A 20965-nucleotide genomic window follows, 5' to 3' on the forward strand; every position below is an offset into this window, starting at 1 on the left:
TCAGCCTTTTCCTTATGAAGAATAATTCTCCTTTTTTGATACAAATTAAGAAAAACCGTCAATATGTTTTTATAAAGGAGAGAACCTATGCAAATCGACTCTGATCTCCAGCGCAATGTAGAAACATTGAAAAAAAAATTGGGTCAAAACGACGATATCATGTTTTATACGTTTTCTTTCGGAGACAGCAGACAGAAGGCTTGCCTGCTGTATATTGACGGTTTGACAGAAAATAAGCTTCTGGCGCAATACGTCATTTCTCCTTTACAAAAAGAATCGTTAGCTCAAAAAGAAGGCTTGATTGAAGATTTATCAGCTTTCTTTTTCGGCTATCATCACAGCGTTGTTTCTACAATAAAAGAAATACAGCAGCTCATTTTTACCGGACATACCATTTTGCTGGCCGATGGTTACAGCGCGGGGCTGGCATTTGATACGAAAACGTTAATGACGCGCAACCTTGAAGAGCCTTCCTCAGAAATCGTGGAACGCGGGCCGAAGATTGGCTTTATTGAAAAACTGCGGACAAACACGGCACTTTTGCGAGAGCGGACGAGTGACCCTAATCTCGTCATAAAAGAAATGACAATAGGCAAAAGGACGAAAAAAAAGATAGCTGTCGCTTATATTCAGGATATTGCACCTGATTATGTCATAAAAGAAGTGTTTAAACGGCTGAAATCCATCACGACAGATGATTTGCCGGAATCAGGCACACTTGAACAGCTCATTGAAGATGAACCCTTTTCAATCTTTCCCACGATCTTAAGCACTGAACGGCCTGATCGTGTAGAAAGCTCATTGTTAGAAGGACGGGTCTCCATATTAGTAGATGGTACACCATTTGCATTGATTGTACCGGCAACGGTGGATGAATTTATTCATTCACCAGATGATTACAGCCAGCGCTGGATTACAATGTCTCTTATTCGTTTGCTTCGTTATTCAAGCATCCTGATTACCATTTATTTGCCCGGCTTATATATTTCTCTCGTTTCCTTCCACACCGGTCTTTTGCCGACGAGAATGGCCATTTCGATTGCGGGCAGCAGGCTGAATGTGCCCTTTCCGCCTTTTGTCGAAGCCTTTATTATGATATTTACGATAGAACTGATCAGGGAAGCCGGTTTAAGATTGCCAAAACCGATCGGGCAGACGATTGGGCTTATTGGAGGTGTTGTCATTGGACAGGCAGCCGTACAGGCGCAAATCGTCAGCGCACTGATGGTCATAGTTGTATCAATTACCGCATTGGCATCATTCACCGTTCCTTCATACGCCTTTAACTTTCCGCTGCGGATTATTCGCATCGCGGGTATGATAAGTGCCGCGATGCTTGGCATGTATGGCGTCATCATGGTCTTTCTGTTTGTGATCGGCCACTTGATGCGACTGAAAAGCTTTGGCCAAGATTACATTATTCCCATAATGGCACAGCCCGGACAAGATTTAAAGGACACTGTGATTCGCATCCCTACCCTATTTTTAAAAAGGAGACCTACCCGTAAAGACACAAAAGATAAAATCAGACAAAGGTGATGGCTATGATGCAATCAGAGGACAAGCTTACATTTATGCAGACGCTTATTATGGTAAGCAGTACAATGATCGGTGCCGGTGTCTTAACCCTTCCCCGCTCAGCCGCTGAAACCGAAAGTCCGAGCGGATGGATTATGATCCTGCTTCAGGGCGTTATTTTTATTATTTATGCTCTGCTTTTTTTGCCTTTTCTTCAACGAAACAGCGGGAAAACAATTTTTGAGCTCAACAGCATTGCAGCCGGAAAATTGATCGGTTTCTTTTTGAATTTATTTATTACCCTTTATTTTATCGGTATCGTATGCTTTCAAGCCCGGGTCTTGGGAGAGGTTGTCGCATTCTTTCTATTAAAAAACACGCCGATGGCGGTTGTCGTCATTATTTTTCTGGCGGTTGCCATCTATCATGTGGCCGGAGGCGTTTACCCCATTGCGAAGGTATATGCGTATATCTTTCCTGTTACTATTATTATTTTTCTGATGCTTCTGATGTTTAGCTTTCGTTTGTTTCAGTTAGATTTTATCCGACCCGTATTTGAAGGCGGCTATCAAAGTTTTTTCTCTTTATTTCCTAAAACCCTTTTGTATTTTTCAGGATTTGAAGTCATTTTTTATCTCATTCCCTTTATGAAAGATCCGAAGAAGGTTAAAAAAGCTGTCGCTTTGGGCATTGCAACCTCAACTGTTTTCTACAGCATTACTTTGTTTATTGTCATTGGCTGTATGAGTGTGGCTGAAGCTAAAACAGTGACGTGGCCGACCATTTCACTCATCCACGCATTAGAAATCCCAGGGATTTTTATTGAACGATTTGACCTGTTTTTACAGTTGACTTGGACAGCTCAGCAATTTGCATGTATGCTCGGCTCTTTTAAAGGCGCGCATATCGGATTAACAGATGTCTTTCACCTAAAAAATAAAAACAATCCGTGGCTGCTTGCTGCACTGCTGGCTGTTACATTTTTCTTCACACTGCTTCCTGACGATCTTAATGCCGTGTTTTATTACGGTTCACTTCTCGGATATGCATTTTTAGGTGTCATTATCATACCATTTCTCATCTGGTTTTTGAGCTGGGTACAGAAGAAGCTGGGGAGGGGGCAACTGCAATGAAAACAATAATAAAGCTTGCGGCAATGGTTCTGATGCTGCAGCTGCTCTGCGGATGCTGGGATGTCAAAAATATTGAAAAACTGTCTTTCGCCAGGGGACTTGCTATCGATGAAACTGATGACCATCAGTATAAATTAACCTATCAAAACCTTCTTCCTCAAAGTGAAGACAGCCAAGCATCAGGAAAACCGGAATTTGTTAATGTGACCTCCAGCGGGAAAACCATTCTCGAAGCGGTCAGTGATGTATCCATCAAGGACCCTCCTATCTATAGCGATCATTTGAAAGTGATTCTTTTGGGAGAAAAGCTAATGAAAAACCAAAATATGGATCAATTGTTCAACCATTTTATCCGGGATGATGAGCTGAGGAGAAGCAGCTATTTGATGGCAGCGAGAGGGGAAGCTGGAGACATTTTTACGGAAGGAAGTCCAAAGCAGCAGCTGCCGATGCCTTCCGAAAAACTGATTGATCTGACAAATAACAGCGGATATAACGGGAAAATTATGATGCCGCTTCGGATCGGAAGAGCTTCTATCTATTGCCAAAACGGCTACAGTTTTCTCATTCAAGCCGTGAAAAACCAAAAGGGAAAAGCAAAGTATGACGGGGCTGGCATTATTAAAAGCGGCAGCAATAAACTCGTCGGATTTCTTTCAGCGAATGAAACACAAGCGCTGACATGGGTAATGGGGACGATCCAAGGCGGCGTCATGCCGGCGGAAGAAAAAGGATCTCCGATTACATTTGAGATTAAGAAGTCCAAATCAAAAATCAAACCTGCCATTCAGAATGGAAAGCCTGTCTTTCATATTTCTGTCAAAACAACAGGCATTCTGACAGAAGATCAAAGTCCAAGAGAAAATTCTTTTAGCGAGAGCTATTTGCGTAAGCTGGAAAACATTTTTGAGAAAAAGCTGAAACACGATATCAAGCAGATTATGGATCAGCTGCAGCATACGTATAAAGCAGACCCTATCTTTTTATCTGACTACGTTCGGATTCAATACCCGGATTACTGGGATAAAGTAAAAGGGCATTGGGATGAAACGTTCACTGAGGCAGAGTTCACATACGATATTTCGTTCAAAATCATTAATTTTGGAACAGTTGGAAGGTAAGCAGCAAAAAGGGTGCGCCTATTGGCAGCACCCTTTTGAATATGATTTACGTTCCCGCTGTCTGCTGTTTACCTGCCGATCCACTCTGGCCGTTTTTATCGCGCAAATCCTGCTCGATTTCTTCAAGGCTTTTTCCTTTCGTCTCTGTTACTTTAAACCGGACAAATAGAAATGCCATAATGCCGATCGCAGCATAAATCAGGAATAAATAGCTGATGCCGATCGCTTCCATTAAAATTGGATAGGTTAGAGAAACAATCAAAGTTCCAGCGTGCAGCATCAAGGTAGAGACTCCAGTCCCGATGCCTCTCACATGAAGCGGAAATAGTTCAGGAAGCATCACCCAGACAACCGGGCCCCAGCTGACGGCAAACACAACGATAAACACGCCTAAGCAAATGACTGTCGTCCATGATGCGGCCGGGGTGTTATCGAAAAAGAGATTCACCATAGCCAGGACAATCAAGCTGATCACCATGCCGGCATTCCCGAATAACAGCAGCGGCTTTCTGCCGATTTTATCAATGATTTTAATGGCGAGAAGAGTCATAAGAACATTCACTGTTCCGATTCCGACCGTTCCTAAAATAGAGGCGGAGTTTCCGAACCCGACGTTTGTAAAGGTCTTCGGCGCATAATAAATGATTGTGTTCGTACCGATAAATTGCTGCAGAAACGCCAGTCCCAATCCGGCAATCAGCGCCGGGCGCACCCACGGATCGAACAGCTCCTTCAGACCGCCTTCGTCCTCTTTTTCCGCTTCTTTAATATCATGGATTTCCTGATCAATATCCTTTGTTCCCCGCAATCTTTGAAGAACTTTCTTCGCTTTGCCCTCTTCACCATTTGTAAACAGCCAGCGCGGGCTCTCAGGCATAAACAAAATACCAATGAGCAGGAGCAATGATGGTACGGCAGCCAATCCAAGCATCCAGCGCCACGCTTCCGCATCGGCAAATATGTAATTGACGATATAGGAAAGCAGGATACCGACCGTAATCATCAGCTGGTTGAGGGACGAAAGCGCACCCCGTTTCTCTTTTGGCGCCAGCTCAGACAAATACAGCGGCACGATCGTTGTCGATGTTCCGACTGCCAGTCCCAGAATGATTCTAAAGAGCACCATCACTCCTGTATTTGGCGCAAGCGCAACTCCCAATCCTCCTATACAAAACAGCAGCGCGGCAGCCATAATCGCTTTTCTCCTGCCAAAACGGTCCGTCAGCTTGCCAGCCGCTCCGGAACCGAGTATCGCTCCGATTAATAAAGAGCTGACAACAAGTCCCTCTGTAAAGGCGTTGAGGCCTAAATCCTGTTTCATAAATAAAATGGCTCCCGAAATGACGCCGGTATCATAGCCGTATAAAGCGCCACCAAGAGCGCCGAAAAAATAAAGCCATATATTTGACTGCTTCTTCATAGAAATGACTCCCTTTCTCCAATCAGTGATCCAATGGCACTGTCCACGGAGTTTTTTAGAAATCTTTTAGCCTATTTTTCTGGCAAATAAACCTATGCAGACGTACAGACATCTAATACCCATTAATTTACTGGCGTTTTTTTCAACTGCACCGAAACATTTTTTTCCCCAGTGGCGTCCAATAGAAGGTGATTCAGCACATCATCATAAATCTCTAAAAACAAAAACATATAAATATAGGAATTTTTATCGAATATTGTCTTATCGGCAGTTGCCCTATGGCAAAATGAATGGTACGCTTCAAATATTAATGAAACGTGAGGTATTGATATGGAAGAACGATCACAACGTAAGAAGAAAAAGAGACGCCTAAGAAAATGGGTGAAATTATTAGCCGGTGTAATGGCTTTCCTCATCATTGCCGCAGGTTCTGTCGGCACATACGCTTATGTCAAACTGAACAACGCTTCTAAAGAAGCTCACGTCAGTCTTGCCCGCGGAGAACAATCTGTAAAACGGATTAAAGAGTTTGATCCTGGAAAGGATTCTTTCTCTGTATTGCTCTTAGGGATTGATGCCAGGGAGAAAAACGGTGAGACGGTAGACCAGGCCAGAAGTGATGCGAATGTACTGATTACCTTTAACCGCAAAGAAAAAACAGCCAAAATGCTGAGCATTCCGCGCGACGCCTATGTGAATATTCCAGGCCATGGCTATGATAAGTTTACGCATGCCCACGCCTATGGCGGCGTAGATCTAAGTGTGAAAACAGTTGAAGAAATGCTTGATATTCCCGTTGATTATGTAGTCGAAAGCAACTTCACTGCGTTTGAAGACGTGGTAAATGAGCTGAATGGCGTCACAGTCAACGTAAAAAGCGATAAAGTCATCCAGCAAATCAAAAAGGATACAAAAGGAAAAGTTGTCCTTCAACAAGGCACACACACGCTTGATGGAGAGGAAGCGCTGGCTTACGTAAGAACACGTAAAGCTGACAGTGACCTTTTACGCGGACAAAGACAAATGGAAGTGCTGAAAGCCATTATCGATAAATCAAAATCACTTAGCTCCATTCCGGCTTATGATGATATTGTGGATACAATGGGAGAAAACTTAAAAATGAATCTATCTCTTAAAGATGCCATTGGCTTGTTCCCGTTTATCACTTCACTGAAGTCGGTTGAATCCATCCAGCTGACAGGCTATGACTATGAGCCTGGCGGCGTCTACTATTTCAGATTGAATCAGGAAAAACTGCAGGAAGTGAAAGAAGAGCTGCAAAACGATTTAGGTGTATAATGAACGGGATGGCGTGCAGCCATCCCGTTTTACATATTTCATTGTTGAAAAATAGGATCGTAAGGTTTAGCCTTGTCCTATATGGTTTATGTTTCGTATGAAAGCTGAACATACTACACGAAGCAGCTTCATTATTAAGGAGGTTTCCCCTACATATGAAATTAATAGCGATTGATTTAGACGGTACATTGCTGAATAAGGAAAGCATCATTTCTAATGAAAACAGAGCGGCTATCAAGCGGGCGCTTGATGCGGGTATCCTCGTTACCATTTGCACAGGAAGAGCAACGTTTGATGTTAAAGCGCTGCTGGAAGGCTTGGATATCCCTATCATCGCGGCAAATGGCGGAACGGTTCATGACAAAGGCTACCGCCTGATCAGCCGGACATTAATGGATCAAGAGGCCGGCAAAGCGATCGCTGATTACCTGCTCTCAAAAAATATTTACTTCGAGGTCTATACAGATGACCATCTGCTTTCTCCTTTTGACGGCGAATCTAAGCTTCAAGCAGAGCTTGACATTTTAAGGAGCGCCAATCCAGATGAAAACATGGATGAATTGTGGAAAGGGGCCATGACCCAGTTCAAGCAGTTCGGCATCAAACCGATCCCGCATATCGAATCGATTTTCGACGGCAGCGAAAACATTTACAAGCTCCTTTGCTTCTCCTTTGATATGGAAAAACTGAGACATGCGAAGGAAGAACTGAAGCATCATAAAAAACTGGCGCAAACCTCTTCCGGAAAGCACATTATCGAAATTCTCCCGGCCTCTTCCGGCAAAGGGCGCGCGCTGACTGAGCTTGCCGGCAAATACGGAATTGAGACGCAAGATATCTATGCGATTGGTGACAGTCCGAATGATTTATCCATGTTCGAAGTGGCAGGACACCGAATCGCCATGGAAAATGCGATTGATGAACTGAAAGAAAAAAGCACTTACGTGACGAAAAGCAATGATGAAAATGGTGTGGCCTACTTTATAGATCAGCTTCTATCCGGCCAATATGCATAAAGAAAAGACTCCAGAGATCCTGGAGTCTTTGTTTTTTATTATTGCACCCGAATACTTCCCGCGTATTTATCTTTCCAATACGTGCTCGTATTCATATTGGTAATGGTTACACCATTTGTTAATGTGACATGAACGACTTGGCCATTTCCAATATAGATGGCCGGGTTTAAGCTTGTTGATTGGAAAAAGACAATGTCTCCCGGTTTCAGGTCAGCCTTATCAACCTTTGTTCCCGCTTTATACTGGCTCGTCGCGTATCGGGGCAGTGAAATGCCTGCCGCTTTCTGGTAAACATATTGGATAAAGCCAGAAGTATCAAATCCTGTTTCTGGAGAAATCCCGCCCTTTTTGTAAGGAACTTCCCCGATATAGAGCGTCGCCTCCGACACAATCGGATTTTCTTTCGGAATCGTAAGGTTGTTAAACCGGCGGATGCCTGTCATCTTAGATTTCCAATAATCCTCTGATAAGTAGGAAATGGTTACTTTTTCAGACCGGCTCGCCTGAATGAACCTTCCGCCTCCTGCATAAATGCCGGCATGCGAAATTCCTGTTTTATACGTATTGCTGAAATAGATGACATCACCGGGTTTAATGTTCTGAAACGCAACCTTCTCGCCTACTGCCCACTGCTGCTCTGCTGATCTCGGCAGATAGATGTCAAGCGCCTGTTTAAAGACATATTGCACAAGCCCTGAGCAATCGAAGCCCTCTGACGGTGTGCTTCCGCCAAAAACGTACGGAATGCCGAGGTATTTTTCGGCCTCCTGCACAACATCCACATCAGCAGTCTCCGGATCGGCAGCGACTCGTTTCGCCCCAATGTAAGAGCCGCTCCAATAGCTGCTTTTTTTGTAATTTGTGACGATAACCCCTTTTGATAGGGTGCTGTGAATCATTTGCCCGTCTCCAATGTAAAGAGCGGCGTGTGTCGGTGCAGTCCCGCTGCTTCCCGCTTTTTTGAAAAATAAAATATCACCTGGTTTTAGATCTGCCGGCTTTACTGCCGTTCCGACTTTTGACTGGTCGTTCACAGATCTCGGCAGATGAATATCAGCCTGACCGAAAACATATTGAATCAATCCAGATGAATCGAAGCCTTCTTTCGGAGTTTCACCGCCGTATCTATACTTATACCCAAGCAGTTTCTTTGCTTCACTGATGATCAGGTCAGATTTTGCATCAGCCTCCGCAATATCCGCTTTTGTCATAATAGGAACCAAAAAACAAATCATAACGGCCACAAGCAAAAACTTCTTCCAGTTTGCCAGTGTGTTCACTTTTATTATCTCCTCCTCTATTTGCAGTTTTAACATCGGTATTTTTCTAGATATGTTAAGAGACTTTTTCATATTTTTACAGAATGAATATGCTGGCTTTCAAAATGGCAAATAAAAAAAGAGAATGTCTCGTAAGACATTCTCTTTTTTTTGTGTGTTATTTAGCGGCGTTTGCCGTTTCTTCCTGCTGTTGAATTTTATGAATTTCTGTATCGATTTTTTGCTTTTCCTGATCAGTCAGCTGATCGTTGAATTTGAAAGCTGACATAAACATAAACACGACTGCAACGGCAACAAACGGCCAGATGGCTTTGACAAATTTCATCTTATATCACTCCATTATTTAGATTTTAGTTTGTCACTGTGATCGACATCAAAAGTCAGTTTTCCGTCTTCTACTTCCCATGCGAAATTAGAGTCTTTCGTCAGTTCGCGAATAATTGTTTTCTGTTTCAGACTGCCTTTTTTAACCGGGGCAGGTGTCGCTTCATGGATATCAATCGGCGTTACCTCAAAGTGTCCCGTTCCGTTTTTCTTCAAATGATACTGCACCAGCGCACTGTCTCTGGTTCTTGTCCAGCCTTGGTCAAACACAAAGTTCCCCAGACTGTAGAAAATGACGGTCCCGTTATAGACTTCGATCGGTTCAAGGACGTGCGGGTGATGGCCGACGATGATATCGGCACCTGCATCAGACATAGCTCTTGCCAATTGGCGCTGACGGTCATTCGGATCATTATCATACTCTTGTCCCCAGTGTGACTGTACAACTACGACATCAGCATGTTTTTTCGCTTCTGAAATCATAGGGATAAAGACTTCCGGATCTGCGGGAAGCACGCCCGGTGTATTCTTTTTAGCCGCGAAACCTTTGCCGGATACATCCGTGAATCCAAGGGTTGCGATTGTTACCCCATTTACTTCTTGATATGAGATATTCTTTTTCGCATCGCTCAAGCTGTATCCAGCCCCAACGATATCGAGGTTATGGTTCGAAAATTCTTCAAGTGTATCTTTCATGCCCTGTGCGCCGTAATCCATGGCATGGTTATTCGCGCCGTTAAGGACCGTGAAATTCATATCCTTCAGGACTTTTACGGATTCCTTGTTTGTCTGCAGATGAATTTCTTTTTCTGCTTCTTTATAGTTCTTTTTATAAGTTACAGGGTTTTCAAAGTTTCCGGCTACGTAGTCTGATGCTTTAAAGATAGGCTCAACGTATTGAAAAATACTGCTTACCCCTTTTTGTTCCGTTACTCTCTCAACATAGCGCCCCATCATAATATCGCCTACAAATGAGGCTGAAAGAACGTCATCTGAATAGGTTTTAACCTTTGGCGTCTCTGCTTTGCCTGCCCACATAAAAGCAAACATGAGGACAAAAACGATCGGAATCGCGATAAATACGTGCTTATTGGTTTTCTTTTTTTGCTGTTTTGTCAGCTTCAGCAGCTTTTCATGAAAGCTCAGTTCTTTTTTCATCGTTTGACACACCTTACATTAAATTAAGTAGTAAACAAACATGATAGCAAAGGTCGCTCCGCTTAATAGCAGCGTGCTTCCGAAAGTAATTGTTAATCCTTGTTTCTGAATGGTATTGGCAATTAAACCTGGCACGATAATGCCGATTCCTCGAAATTCTGCGATTTCAAATGGTACAATCGGGTATAGAAAATCAAAGGCAATTTTCAGGACGATCCCTGTGATCAGCATGGCAGCGAATTTTCTGCGTCCATACAAAATCATAAACTTGGATAAACCGAATTTCACAATGACATAGGTGAGCAAACTGACTAATAATACGAGTAAAATAAAGACCGGCTGATTAAACACAAGTCCTAAATACCCCGGTACAACAAGCCCTGCCGGCACAATCCCTGTTTTTTCCGCAAAAATTAAACTGAGTAGTACACCTAAAATTAGTGCAATGTATAAATCTGATCCGAACATGTCTGCATTTCCTCCTAGCTTACGAGCTGCTTAACCTTATATTCGTGGATTTTTTCAATTAACGGCTCTGCGGCACCATGAATGTTGCCGACGCCATATATGACACGGTTGTGCATTCTTTTCTTTAACAATTCCATAATTTCTTCCGTTGATTTGTACTCTAGATCATGCAGTTTGTCTGCAGGAATTTTACCTTCTTCATAAGCTTTTACGATTGGTTCTGTTGTTTCACCGATTAAGATCAGTTCACTTGCTTCAATATAAGGCAATACGTCATTTGCGAATTGCTGTGTCCGATCCACACGGTCTGCGCGGCAGTTCATAATGATGATCGGATCATCGGTCGGATAACCGATTTCTTTTACACGTTTCCATATATTCAAAGTAGAAGAAGCGTCGTTTGCGGCAAACCCATTAACAAAGTGCCCAGGCTCGCTCGGACTGATCAGCGGAAGAATTCTCATTGCTCCCGGATCTGGCGGCGCATTCAGCATTCCTTTAAACGCTGTTTCTTCATCAATGCCGAGTGCTTGAGCCACACCCAATGCGAGAGAAGCGTTATCAGGGAATACCATATATTCAAATTTACGAAGATATTCATCAGTAATTTTCGAGTTATCAGCAATGATGACTTTTGTGTTTCGCTCTTTGGCTTTTTGTTTAAAGAACTCGGTATATTCACTATCTGTAATGACAAGATGGCCATTATAAGGAATAGTAGCGGTAAACGCTTCTGCAATTTCATCAAGCGTCGGCCCCATGACATCCATATGATCTTCCAGCACGTTTACGATGACACCGATATTAGCTTGAAGAAGTTCTTCCTGAAAGATAATTTGATAGTCCGGATTAACGGCCATACATTCACTGACGAGGGCGTTAGCTCCTCTTTCTACCGTTTCTCTCATGACTTCTTTTTGTTCGCCGATATTCGGTCCCTGAGGTTTCCGTTTAATCGGCTTTTCCTCCGGTGTATCCCAATAGATCATTCTTGCGTCCGTTCCTGTCGTTTTTCCGACAGTTTTGTAACCGGCTTCTATTAATATTCCGGTTGTCAGCCTTGTCACAGTGGACTTTCCTCGGATGCCGTTAATATTCACTCGAACAGGGAGGGCATCAATGTTTTTCTGATGTCGCCGTTTTTCTAATATTCCGATGACCAGTATGACAGCACAGGCTATAATGAGTAACCACATTGCTTATCGACATCTCCTTCTATATTGTTGTAAATTCATTCATCAGTATATAGAATCACTATGAATTCTCAATCGGCATTATGTAACATAATCTCCCCTAATCTACTGAGCCAAACTTCTCTTTTGAAAGAGATTTTGTACCTACAAAGTGTTCTCTATTTTTGGAAATCGACAGGACTTACATCTTATCGATTTTTTTAATACTAAAAACGAATGCGCTTTCATTTACCAAATGATTTCCTTCTGGACGTTTAGTCACACCTTGAATGTTCAGTTTAATATGCATTTCAAATCAATCTTTTTTCAGGCCCGGTATATCAGGCTTTTGCTGATACAATGCGTGTTTCCGGTTCTTATGAACATAAAATTATTTCTGCCTGTTTCTTAAGGATAAGGTCATAATGTCATCCTTTCTGCACGGAATAGACAATATTAGGCCCATTCCAAATTGACTAATGGCCCCTGCAATAAAAACGGCAAACAAACAGGTCCAGGTTCTCTAACATAATTAAACATTTTCTGGGCGGATAGTCTAATCTGTTTCATCCTATTTACAGGTCTAATCGCATGACTTTGAAACAATTTTAATAAAACTTAATATTCGTTCATGAAATGTTCATCCAGATTTGTGAAGACTTTGTCAAAAAAAGCGTGAATATCTTTAAATTCTCATATTTATACACCATTTACAGTTCGGTTTGCTATATCGCCATGTTTTATTTTTTTCTTATTGCCAATAAAGGAATGTTCATGATAATCTATCTATGTAAACGGTTACACAAATGAGGAGGAGCTGTGTTGGCTACAATTAAAGATGTCGCGGGAGCCGCGGGCGTCTCAGTTGCAACGGTCTCCCGCGTCCTGAATGACAACGGCTATGTCCATGAAGAAACGAGAACACGTGTGATGGCCGCCATGGAGAAGCTGAACTATTATCCGAACGAAGTCGCCAGGTCTCTTTATAAAAGAGAATCCAGGCTGATCGGGCTTTTGCTTCCGGACATTACAAACCCTTTCTTCCCCCAGCTTGCCCGCGGCGTGGAGGATGAATTGAACCGGGAAGGCTATCGGCTTATTTTCGGCAACAGTGACGAGGAATTAAATAAAGAACTTGAATACCTTCAAACCTTTAAACAAAATCATGTCGCAGGTATTATTGCTGCAACAAATTATCCGCATCTTGAGGAATACAGCGGCATTGATCAGCCAGTCGTTTTCCTGGACAGAACACCTGAAGGCGCTCCTTCTGTATCCAGTGACGGACATACCGGAGGAAAATTAGCAGCGGAAGCAATTGTTCATGGAAAAAGCAAACACATTACGCTCCTGAAGGGCCCTGCTCACCTGCCGACTGCCCAAGACCGCTTTCACGGCGCTTTAGAGGTATTACAGCAGGCGGGTGTTGATTTTCAGATCATCGAGACGGCGTCCTTTTCTTTTAAGGATGCACAGGCACTGGCAAAGGAGCTGTTTGTCTTATATCCTGAGACAGACGGGGTAATTGCCAGTAATGACATTCAAGCAGCGGCTGTTTTGCATGAAGCTTTGCGGCGCGGAAAAAAAGTGCCCGAGGATATTCAAATTATCGGCTACGATGATATTCCCCAAAGCGAGCTGCTGTTTCCGCCGCTGTCAACGATTAAACAGCCGGCATATGACATGGGTAAAGAAGCGGCTAAACTTCTTTTGAGCATCATAAAAAAACAGCCTCTCGCAGAAACGGCGATTCAAATGCCCGTCATGTATATAAGAAGAAACACGACAAGAAAGGAAGAAAACGATGCGTAATATTTGTGTAATTGGAAGCTGTTCTATGGATTTGGTGGTCACCTCAGACAAACGCCCAAACGCGGGCGAAACCATACTGGGTACTTCATTTCAAACTGTGCCGGGCGGTAAAGGCGCGAATCAGGCTGTTGCCGCCGCCAGACTCGGCGCCAATGTTTTTATGATTGGCAAGGTTGGTGACGATCATTATGGAACAGCCATCATGAATAATTTAAAAGCAAACGGTGTTCGCACCGACTATATGGAACCGGTTACACATAAAGAAAGCGGCACCGCCCACATCGTGCTTGCCGAAGGTGATAACAGTATTGTCGTCGTTAAAGGTGCGAATGATGAGATCACCCCATCTTATGCGATAGACGCTCTTGAAAAGCTTGAAAATATCGATATGGTTCTGATTCAGCAGGAAATCCCGGAAGAAACGGTTGATGAGGTGTGCAGATACTGCCATTCTCACGACATCCCGATCATGCTTAACCCGGCACCGGCCCGCCCGCTGAAGCAGGAAACCATTGACCATGCCACCTATCTTACGCCGAATGAACATGAGGCGGCGATCTTATTTCCGGAGCTGACGGTTTCTGCAGCATTGGCGCTTTATCCGGCGAAGCTCTTTATCACTGAAGGCAAACAAGGCGTACGCTATTCATCCGGCAGCAAAGAGCGGATCATTCCTTCCTTCCCTGTTGAGCCTGTCGATACAACCGGGGCGGGTGATACGTTTAACGCGGCTCTTGCAGTGGCCATGGCGGAGGGAAAAGATATTGAAGCTGCATTACGGTTCGCAAACCGCGCCGCCTCCCTATCTGTAGGTTCTTTCGGCGCTCAAGGCGGAATGCCGTCCAGAAAAGAAGTAGAGGAGCTGCTGTCATGAAAAAACACGGTATACTGAACAGTCAGTATGGCCAAGCTATTGGCTGACCTTGGCCATACTGACAAAATTGTTATCGCTGATGCAGGGCTGCCCGTTCCTGACGGCGTGCTGAAAATTGATCTCTCACTGAAGCCGGGTTTCCCGGCTTTCCGGGATGTAACCGCAGTGCTGGCAGATGAAATGGCGGTTGAAAAAGTAATTGTCGCATCCGAAATAAAGGTATCCAATCCAGAAAATGCGAGTTTTATAGAAACCCTTTTTTCTGAAGAGGCAGTTGACTGCCTTCCCCACGAGGAATTTAAGGAGCTGACTAAAGAAGCTAAAGCTGTCATACGAACAGGAGAATTCACACCATACGCCAACTGCATCCTGCAGGCGGGTGTGCTTTTCTAGAAAGGAGGACCGATATGCAAATCGAAATGAATGACATTCATAAAGCATTCGGAAAAAACCAGGTGCTTTCAGGTGTGTCCTTTCAGCTCAAGCCCGGCGAAGTTCACGCACTGATGGGAGAAAACGGCGCCGGCAAGTCCACCCTGATGAACATCCTGACTGGTCTGCACAAACTGGACAAAGGACGGATCACCATAAATGGTAACGAGACGTATTTCTCCAACCCAAAGGAAGCCGAGCAGCACGGAATCGCCTTCATCCATCAGGAACTGAATATCTGGCCGGACATGTCCGTACTTGAGAATCTATTTATCGGAAAAGAAATGTCAACGAAATTTGGTATTTTACAAACCGGAAAAATGAAAGCGCTAGCAAAGGAACAATTTGATAAACTATCCGTCTCTCTTTCACTTGATCAAGAAGCGGGTGAATGCTCCGTCGGACAGCAGCAGATGATTGAAATCGCAAAAGCGCTCATGACCAATGCCGAGGTAATCATTATGGATGAACCTACCGCGGCTTTGACTGAACGGGAAATCAGCAAGCTGTTTGACGTCATTACGGCTTTAAAAAAGAACGGTGTTTCCATTGTATACATTTCACATCGAATGGAAGAAATTTTTACGATTTGCGACAGAATCACCATTATGCGTGACGGAAAAACCGTTGATACAACAAACATTTCAGAAACCAATTTTGACGAGGTCGTGAAAAAAATGGTCGGACGTGAGTTGACGGAACGGTATCCTAAACGCGTCCCTTCACTCGGAGACAAAATATTTGAGGTGAAAAACGCCTCCTCAAAAGGAAGCTTTGAAGATATCAGCTTTTATGTCCGTTCAGGTGAAATTGTCGGCGTTTCCGGTTTAATGGGAGCCGGACGAACCGAAATGATGAGAGGACTGTTCGGCATTGACCGGCTCGATTCGGGTGAGATTTGGATTGCAGGAAAAAAGACTGCTATTAAAAATCCGTATGATGCTGTGAAAAAAGGGCTCGGTTTTATTACGGAAAACCGCAAAGATGAAGGACTGCTGCTCGACACATCGATTCGGGAAAATATTGCGCTGCCCAATTTGGCCAGTTTTTCTCCAAAGGGCATCATTGATCACAAGCGGGAAGCAGAGTTTGTAGACCTTCTCATAAAACGCCTGACCATCAAAACGGCTTCACCAGAAACGCACGCGCGCCATTTGTCTGGCGGCAACCAGCAAAAGGTCGTGATTGCCAAATGGATCGGTATCGGCCCAAAAGTGCTCATATTGGATGAGCCGACAAGAGGCGTGGATGTGGGCGCGAAACGGGAAATCTATACGCTGATGAATGAGCTCACTGAACGCGGTGTCGGCATCATTATGGTGTCATCAGAGCTGCCGGAAATACTCGGGATGAGTGACAGAATCATCGTCGTCCATGAAGGCAGAATCAGCGGAGACATCGAAGCGAGTGAAGCGACACAAGAACGAATTATGACACTTGCCACGGGAGGGCGGTAACATGAAAACGGAACAACTGAAGCAAACAAAACAAAAACAGATTCACTTCGATGGCGTCATGCAGAAGCTCGGCCCGTTTCTCGGTTTATTTATTCTCGTTATGATCGTATCGATTTTAAACCCGAGCTTCCTTGAGCCTTTGAATATTTTAAACCTGCTTCGGCAGGTGGCAATTAACGGATTGATCGCATTCGGCATGACCTTCGTTATTTTAACTGGCGGCATTGATCTTTCTGTCGGGGCTATTCTCGCCCTGTCCAGCGCCTTAGTCGCGGGTATGATTGTATCTGGTGTCGACCCGATTCTCGCCGTCATCATAGGCTGTCTGATCGGCGCTCTTCTAGGGATGATCAACGGACTGTTAATCACAAAAGGGAAAATGGCCCCTTTTATCGCGACGCTTGCGACCATGACTGTCTTCCGCGGACTTACTCTTGTGTATACAGACGGAAACCCGATCACAGGGCTTGGCACTAACTATGCCTTTCAGCTGTTCGGCCGCGGTTATTTCTTAGGAATTCCAGTACCTGCAATTACAATGGTTCTCGCCTTTGTTATCCTTTGGGTGCTGCTTCACAAAACGCCGTTCGGGCGCCGGACATACGCAATTGGCGGCAATGAAAAAGCGGCACTCATCTCAGGCATAAAAGTCACACGTGTAAAAGTCATGATTTATGCTTTAGCCGGTCTATTATCCGCCCTTGCCGGCGCGATTTTGACTTCCCGTCTCCACTCAGCACAGCCGACAGCTGGAGAATCATATGAACTGGATGCCATCGCGGCGGTTGTCTTAGGCGGAACGAGTCTTTCCGGGGGCCGCGGGCGCATTGTCGGAACGTTAATCGGGGTGCTGATTATCGGCACACTCAATAACGGACTCAACCTGCTTGGCGTCTCATCATTTTATCAGCTGGTTGTTAAAGGGATTGTCATTTTAATCGCGGTATTATTAGACCGCAAAAAGTCAGCATAGGAGGGTTTTACATGAAAAAGGCTGTATCCGTCATTTTGGCGCTGTCACTGTTTGTATTGAGCGCCTGTTCGCTTGAGCCTCCCCAATGGGCGAAGCCGTCAAACTCAGATAAGAAAAAGGAATTTACCATCGGCTTGTCGATCTCAACGCTTAACAATCCCTTTTTTGTTTCTTTAAAAAAGGGAATTGAAAAAGAAGCGGAAAAGCGCGGAATGAAAGTCATCATCGTCGATGCACAAAATGATTCCTCCAAGCAGACAAGTGATGTGGAGGACTTAATTCAGCAAGGCGTTGATGCCCTGTTAATCAATCCAACTGATTCTTCGGCTATTTCAACGGCAGTAGAGTCTGCAAATTCGATTGGTGTGCCTGTCGTCTCAATCGACCGGTCCGCTGAACAAGGCAAAATAGAAACCCTCGTGGCTTCAGACAATGTAAAAGGCGGAGAAATAGCCGCAGAGTTCATCGCAGACAAGCTTGGAAAAGGTGCTAAGGTGGCGGAGCTTGAAGGCGTTCCGGGTGCCTCCGCTACACGGGAACGCGGTTCAGGCTTTCACAAAATCGCAGATCAAAAGCTGGACGTTGTCACAAAACAATCAGCTGACTTTGACCGCACTAAAGGCCTGACTGTCATGGAAAACCTGCTCCAAGGACACCCGGATATCCAAGCGGTTTTCGCTCATAATGATGAAATGGCGCTTGGAGCTCTCGAAGCGATTAACAGCTCCGGCAAAGATATTTTAGTCGTCGGTTTTGACGGAAATAAGGATGCGATTTCTTCGATTAAAGACGGTAAGCTCTCAGCCACTGTCGCTCAGCAGCCTGAATTGATCGGTAAACTGGCAACGGAAGCAGCGGATCAGATTTTACATGGAAAGAAAGTTAAGAAAACAATATCAGCGCCTCTGAAACTGGAAACGAAAAAATAATGCAAAGGATCAGATCTTTATCTGATCCTTTTTTATGTTTAGCGACCGGCCAAAACGTGAAAGGAATAATAGAAATGATTATTTCTCTTATGTGAGGAGAGGAACGCAATGAACAAACCCACGAAAATACTGTCTACACTTGCACTTGCAGCCGGAATAACTGCGGCTTCTGCAGGCGGCGCAAACACAATTCATGCACAACAGCCAGAAACAAACGTAAGCATTGATGATTTATACAGCTATCCGATTGATTCCTACTTGGTTTCAGCAGAGGCTCTGAATGTCAGAACAAAGGCCTCCGCTACAAGCGCTAAAGCCGACACCCTTCATCTGGGCGACAGCTTAAAGCTCATTTCGTTTTCAAACGCTGATTGGGCAAAGGTTCATTACAAAAACGGAAAGACAGGCTTTGTCTCCACTCATTACATTGTAAAGGCAGCGACAACGGTAAAAACCAAAACAAAGACGAAAGCATATACATCTGCTGAAGGAAAAAGCATCAAGACACTCCCGGCTAACACAAGCGTATCTTTTTTAGGCTGGAGTAAAACAAAAAAAGGCGGCTTTGACTTTGATTGGGTCTATGTAGATTACGGCGGTAAGACAGGTTATATCAAAACAAAGGACCTGCAAATGACAAAATAACCGAAAGGGATTCCGTTTACAGAACGGAATCCCTTTTTTCTTCGCTAATTATGGATTGAATTGTCGCATTCAAAATATTTCTCAGGAAATATTGTCGTATGCCGTGTCGAAATCTATACATGATCAACAGCATTTTTGTTTACGTTAAAGGATGGAGGTGGAAAAATGGATCAATTTGAAGCTACATATGAATCGTATAAATCCAAACAAACAAATATCGATCAGCCAGTTGATACGTCCGGAAAAGAAGAAATTATCGCGGTCAGAAGAAATGAGGAAGACAATATTATCGCGGTGAAAACGAACACAGGAAGAGAACTGGACTATCCCACTGCGCTATCAGAAGCAAAAGCGGGAAAGATCGCTCACGTTGATGTATTTCATAAATACGGACGTGACATTTTAAGAAGTGAACCAGACGGCATAAAGGATAATAACCTATCTGAATTACCCGATTTTTAATAGAGAAAGCCCTGTCCCATTCCGGACAGGGCGTTTCTTTTTTAAGAAAAAGGCTGCTGGATATAATCAGCTAACCGTTTTGCACTGATCGCAATATCCTCAGCATTTGCGTATTTCACGCCATAAAACACATATGGCGGGAGATATGTCATGCCAATCAGATTGCTTGTCGCCTGAAACGGCTTCAGGAGCTCACTGATTGAATAATGATTCCCTCCGCCCGCCTGATACTTTTCCGCTTCGCTTCCTGTGGAAACAGCCAGCATCAGCTCTTTGCCATGCAGAGCTTTCCCTTCTGACCCGAAGGCCCAGCCGTATGTCAGCACAAGATCCTGCCATTTTTTAAGAAGCGGCGGTGAGCTGTACCAATAAAGCGGGAATTGGAACACAATCCGATCGTATTGCTCGCATACCTGCTGCTCTTTGGCAACATCAATGGCTTCATCCGGATATTCCTTATAAAGCTCCCGTACAGTGATATTGTCATGTTTACTTAATTCCTCTGCCCACGCCTTATTGACGACTGAGGTTTCCATTTGAGGATGAACAGCCAAAACCAGTATTTTCAATTAGACCCACACCTTTATCATTTTAATGTTATTTTAACTAAAATCAGGTAAAGTGCCAAATAAAAAGCAAGCCCTGCACATGTGCGGGCTTGCTTTTTTTATTCTGGGCTTCCTTCAGTCGTTTCGATATCTTTGGCGAAATCCGGGTTATCCAGATTGGCATTAAAGAAATCTGGTGTATTTGGAAGTCTGAGATTCATGTTCATTTTTTGAGAAATCGTAACCGTGCAATCCTCAAGCACATAATCAAAGACGTGTCCGCCTGAATTTCGCCCTTCGTCAATGAAGTGCAGGTGATAGCCAGAAACGGCGATTCCGTTCGCATAAGCAGGAGTCAAGAAACCAACGATTGTGCCTCTGATGTTGTCGAAGTTGAAAATCGGCTGTGTTTTAACCGCTTCAATCATTGGCACATATGGTTTTTCTTGCAGTTCTACCGTTCTTGTCTGCACTTTTTTAAACAATCCGTCAATACGGATGGCATAAAATAGGTTTTTACTTGGCAGAATGCTGTTGATTTCTTTTTCAAATTCTTCACGTGTCATTTTCGCATCAATTTTGTGCGTCATATCCGGTGTAAAGAACGTAAATGAGCAAAACGGAGAGCGGTCTCCGCTTTGCACAGGTGTCGCAGTGCCGTCGGAACGAAGACGGTAAAATTCGCCGTCAAATCCAATCAGCTCTCCATCAAGCTTGTTAAAAGTCCCGATACCGAAGTCTCCGTATTTCGGAATATCTGACAGTTCAAAATCGCCGTCATATACTCCGTCTAAAAGAGAAGTCATTGTTGATACTTGATAAATTTGGCTAACGGGCTGTTCTTTTTTGCCGCGGCTCAGCATTTGAATGTTGCTTTCTTGTTTCATATTCCCTTCACTCCTTTAGTAATGTGCTGTTCTTCGA

Annotated in this window: 20 protein-coding genes and 1 pseudogene; 13 read left to right on the top strand and 8 right to left on the bottom strand. The window is 44.0% G+C overall.

All coding sequences use genetic code 11. The features are described 5' to 3' along the window. Window positions 1-87: 87 nt before the first annotated feature. Genes NYE43_RS18725 through NYE43_RS18735 form a run of 3 tightly spaced genes read left to right on the top strand, consistent with a single transcriptional unit; the run spans window position 88 to window position 3772 of the window. Window positions 88-1539 (top strand): spore germination protein, encoded by a 1452-nt coding sequence (locus tag NYE43_RS18725; RefSeq protein ID WP_341062380.1) that lies wholly within the window; start codon window positions 88-90, stop codon window positions 1537-1539. 5 nt (window positions 1540-1544) lie between these two features. After that, entirely contained in the window at window positions 1545-2651 is a 1107-nt protein-coding gene (locus tag NYE43_RS18730; RefSeq protein ID WP_341062381.1) for a spore germination protein, read from the top strand. After that, window positions 2648-3772, top strand: coding sequence for a Ger(x)C family spore germination protein (locus tag NYE43_RS18735; RefSeq protein ID WP_341062382.1), 1125 nt, complete (start codon window positions 2648-2650; stop codon window positions 3770-3772). The genes NYE43_RS18730 and NYE43_RS18735 overlap by 4 nt, the downstream gene beginning before the upstream one ends. 46 nt (window positions 3773-3818) lie before the next feature. Here the strand turns inward: NYE43_RS18735 and NYE43_RS18740 are convergent, their stop codons facing one another. Then, window positions 3819-5192: a sugar porter family MFS transporter gene (locus tag NYE43_RS18740; RefSeq protein ID WP_341062384.1), complete on the bottom strand. Its 1374-nt coding sequence runs from the start codon at window positions 5190-5192 to the stop codon at window positions 3819-3821. Window positions 5193-5522: 330 nt separating this feature from the next. On the opposite strand from NYE43_RS18740, the gene NYE43_RS18745 reads away from it, so the two are divergent. After that, window positions 5523-6491: an LCP family protein gene (locus NYE43_RS18745; protein ID WP_069486829.1), complete on the top strand. Its 969-nt coding sequence runs from the start codon at window positions 5523-5525 to the stop codon at window positions 6489-6491. 155 nt (window positions 6492-6646) lie between these two features. Continuing rightward, entirely contained in the window at window positions 6647-7507 is an 861-nt protein-coding gene (locus NYE43_RS18750; RefSeq protein ID WP_024123066.1) for a Cof-type HAD-IIB family hydrolase, read from the top strand. A 38-nt stretch (window positions 7508-7545) separates the two neighbouring features. Here the strand turns inward: NYE43_RS18750 and NYE43_RS18755 are convergent, their stop codons facing one another. The 5 genes from NYE43_RS18755 to pgsB form a co-directional block, all read right to left on the bottom strand. Continuing rightward, the gene (locus NYE43_RS18755; RefSeq protein WP_341062386.1) at window positions 7546-8787 is read right to left on the bottom strand and encodes a C40 family peptidase; all 1242 of its coding nucleotides are present in this window, start codon (window positions 8785-8787) and stop codon (window positions 7546-7548) included. A 157-nt stretch (window positions 8788-8944) separates the two neighbouring features. Further along, entirely contained in the window at window positions 8945-9112 is a 168-nt protein-coding gene (gene edmS, locus NYE43_RS18760; protein ID WP_010332114.1) for an extrachromosomal elements maintenance protein EdmS, read from the bottom strand. Window positions 9113-9126: 14 nt separating this feature from the next. After that, window positions 9127-10269 (bottom strand): capsular polyglutamate synthetase PgsA, encoded by a 1143-nt coding sequence (gene pgsA / locus NYE43_RS18765; RefSeq protein WP_101865001.1) that lies wholly within the window; start codon window positions 10267-10269, stop codon window positions 9127-9129. A gap of 18 nt (window positions 10270-10287) precedes the next feature. After that, complete coding sequence (gene pgsC, locus NYE43_RS18770) at window positions 10288-10737, bottom strand: poly-gamma-glutamate biosynthesis protein PgsC (protein WP_010332116.1); 450 nt, start codon at window positions 10735-10737, stop codon at window positions 10288-10290. Window positions 10738-10751: 14 nt separating this feature from the next. Further along, complete coding sequence (gene pgsB, locus NYE43_RS18775; protein ID WP_019715925.1) at window positions 10752-11933, bottom strand: poly-gamma-glutamate synthase PgsB; 1182 nt, start codon at window positions 11931-11933, stop codon at window positions 10752-10754. 798 nt (window positions 11934-12731) lie between these two features. Between pgsB and NYE43_RS18780 the strand changes: the two genes are divergently transcribed. The 8 genes and pseudogenes from NYE43_RS18780 to NYE43_RS18815 all read left to right on the top strand — a co-directional run bounded on the left by NYE43_RS18780 (window position 12732) and on the right by NYE43_RS18815 (window position 19493). Next, entirely contained in the window at window positions 12732-13721 is a 990-nt protein-coding gene (locus NYE43_RS18780) for a LacI family DNA-binding transcriptional regulator (protein WP_101861395.1), read from the top strand. Then, window positions 13714-14595 (top strand): ribokinase, encoded by an 882-nt coding sequence (rbsK, locus tag NYE43_RS18785; protein ID WP_341062390.1) that lies wholly within the window; start codon window positions 13714-13716, stop codon window positions 14593-14595. The genes NYE43_RS18780 and rbsK overlap by 8 nt, the downstream gene beginning before the upstream one ends. Then, window positions 14592-14988: pseudogene (gene rbsD / locus NYE43_RS18790) on the top strand (D-ribose pyranase). The gene rbsK and the pseudogene rbsD overlap by 4 nt, the downstream one beginning before the upstream one ends. A gap of 14 nt (window positions 14989-15002) precedes the next feature. Further along, window positions 15003-16484: a sugar ABC transporter ATP-binding protein gene (locus tag NYE43_RS18795; protein WP_341062392.1), complete on the top strand. Its 1482-nt coding sequence runs from the start codon at window positions 15003-15005 to the stop codon at window positions 16482-16484. Between the two features lies 1 nt (window position 16485). Further along, window positions 16486-17457: a ribose ABC transporter permease RbsC gene (gene rbsC / locus NYE43_RS18800; RefSeq protein WP_024123073.1), complete on the top strand. Its 972-nt coding sequence runs from the start codon at window positions 16486-16488 to the stop codon at window positions 17455-17457. Between the two features lie 11 nt (window positions 17458-17468). Beyond that, on the top strand, window positions 17469-18386 hold the full coding sequence (rbsB, locus tag NYE43_RS18805; RefSeq protein ID WP_341062394.1) for a ribose ABC transporter substrate-binding protein RbsB: 918 nt from the start codon (window positions 17469-17471) through the stop codon (window positions 18384-18386). A gap of 108 nt (window positions 18387-18494) precedes the next feature. Further along, entirely contained in the window at window positions 18495-19031 is a 537-nt protein-coding gene (locus tag NYE43_RS18810; RefSeq protein ID WP_341062396.1) for an SH3 domain-containing protein, read from the top strand. A 165-nt stretch (window positions 19032-19196) separates the two neighbouring features. Then, window positions 19197-19493, top strand: coding sequence for a DUF3892 domain-containing protein (locus NYE43_RS18815; protein WP_106295346.1), 297 nt, complete (start codon window positions 19197-19199; stop codon window positions 19491-19493). A gap of 41 nt (window positions 19494-19534) precedes the next feature. On the opposite strand, the gene NYE43_RS18820 is transcribed toward NYE43_RS18815, so the two are convergent. Both NYE43_RS18820 and budA read right to left on the bottom strand, forming a co-directional pair. Next, window positions 19535-20062, bottom strand: a complete 528-nt coding sequence (locus tag NYE43_RS18820) for an NAD(P)H-dependent oxidoreductase (RefSeq protein ID WP_341062401.1) — start codon at window positions 20060-20062, stop codon at window positions 19535-19537. 98 nt (window positions 20063-20160) lie between these two features. Beyond that, a complete protein-coding gene (gene budA / locus NYE43_RS18825; protein ID WP_024123078.1) occupies window positions 20161-20928 on the bottom strand; it encodes an acetolactate decarboxylase in 768 nt (255 codons plus the stop codon). Window positions 20929-20965 lie beyond the last annotated feature (37 nt).

Origin of the sequence: Bacillus sp. FSL R5-0434 (genome assembly GCF_038004745.1) — a bacterium.
GTDB lineage: Bacteria > Bacillota > Bacilli > Bacillales > Bacillaceae > Bacillus > Bacillus halotolerans.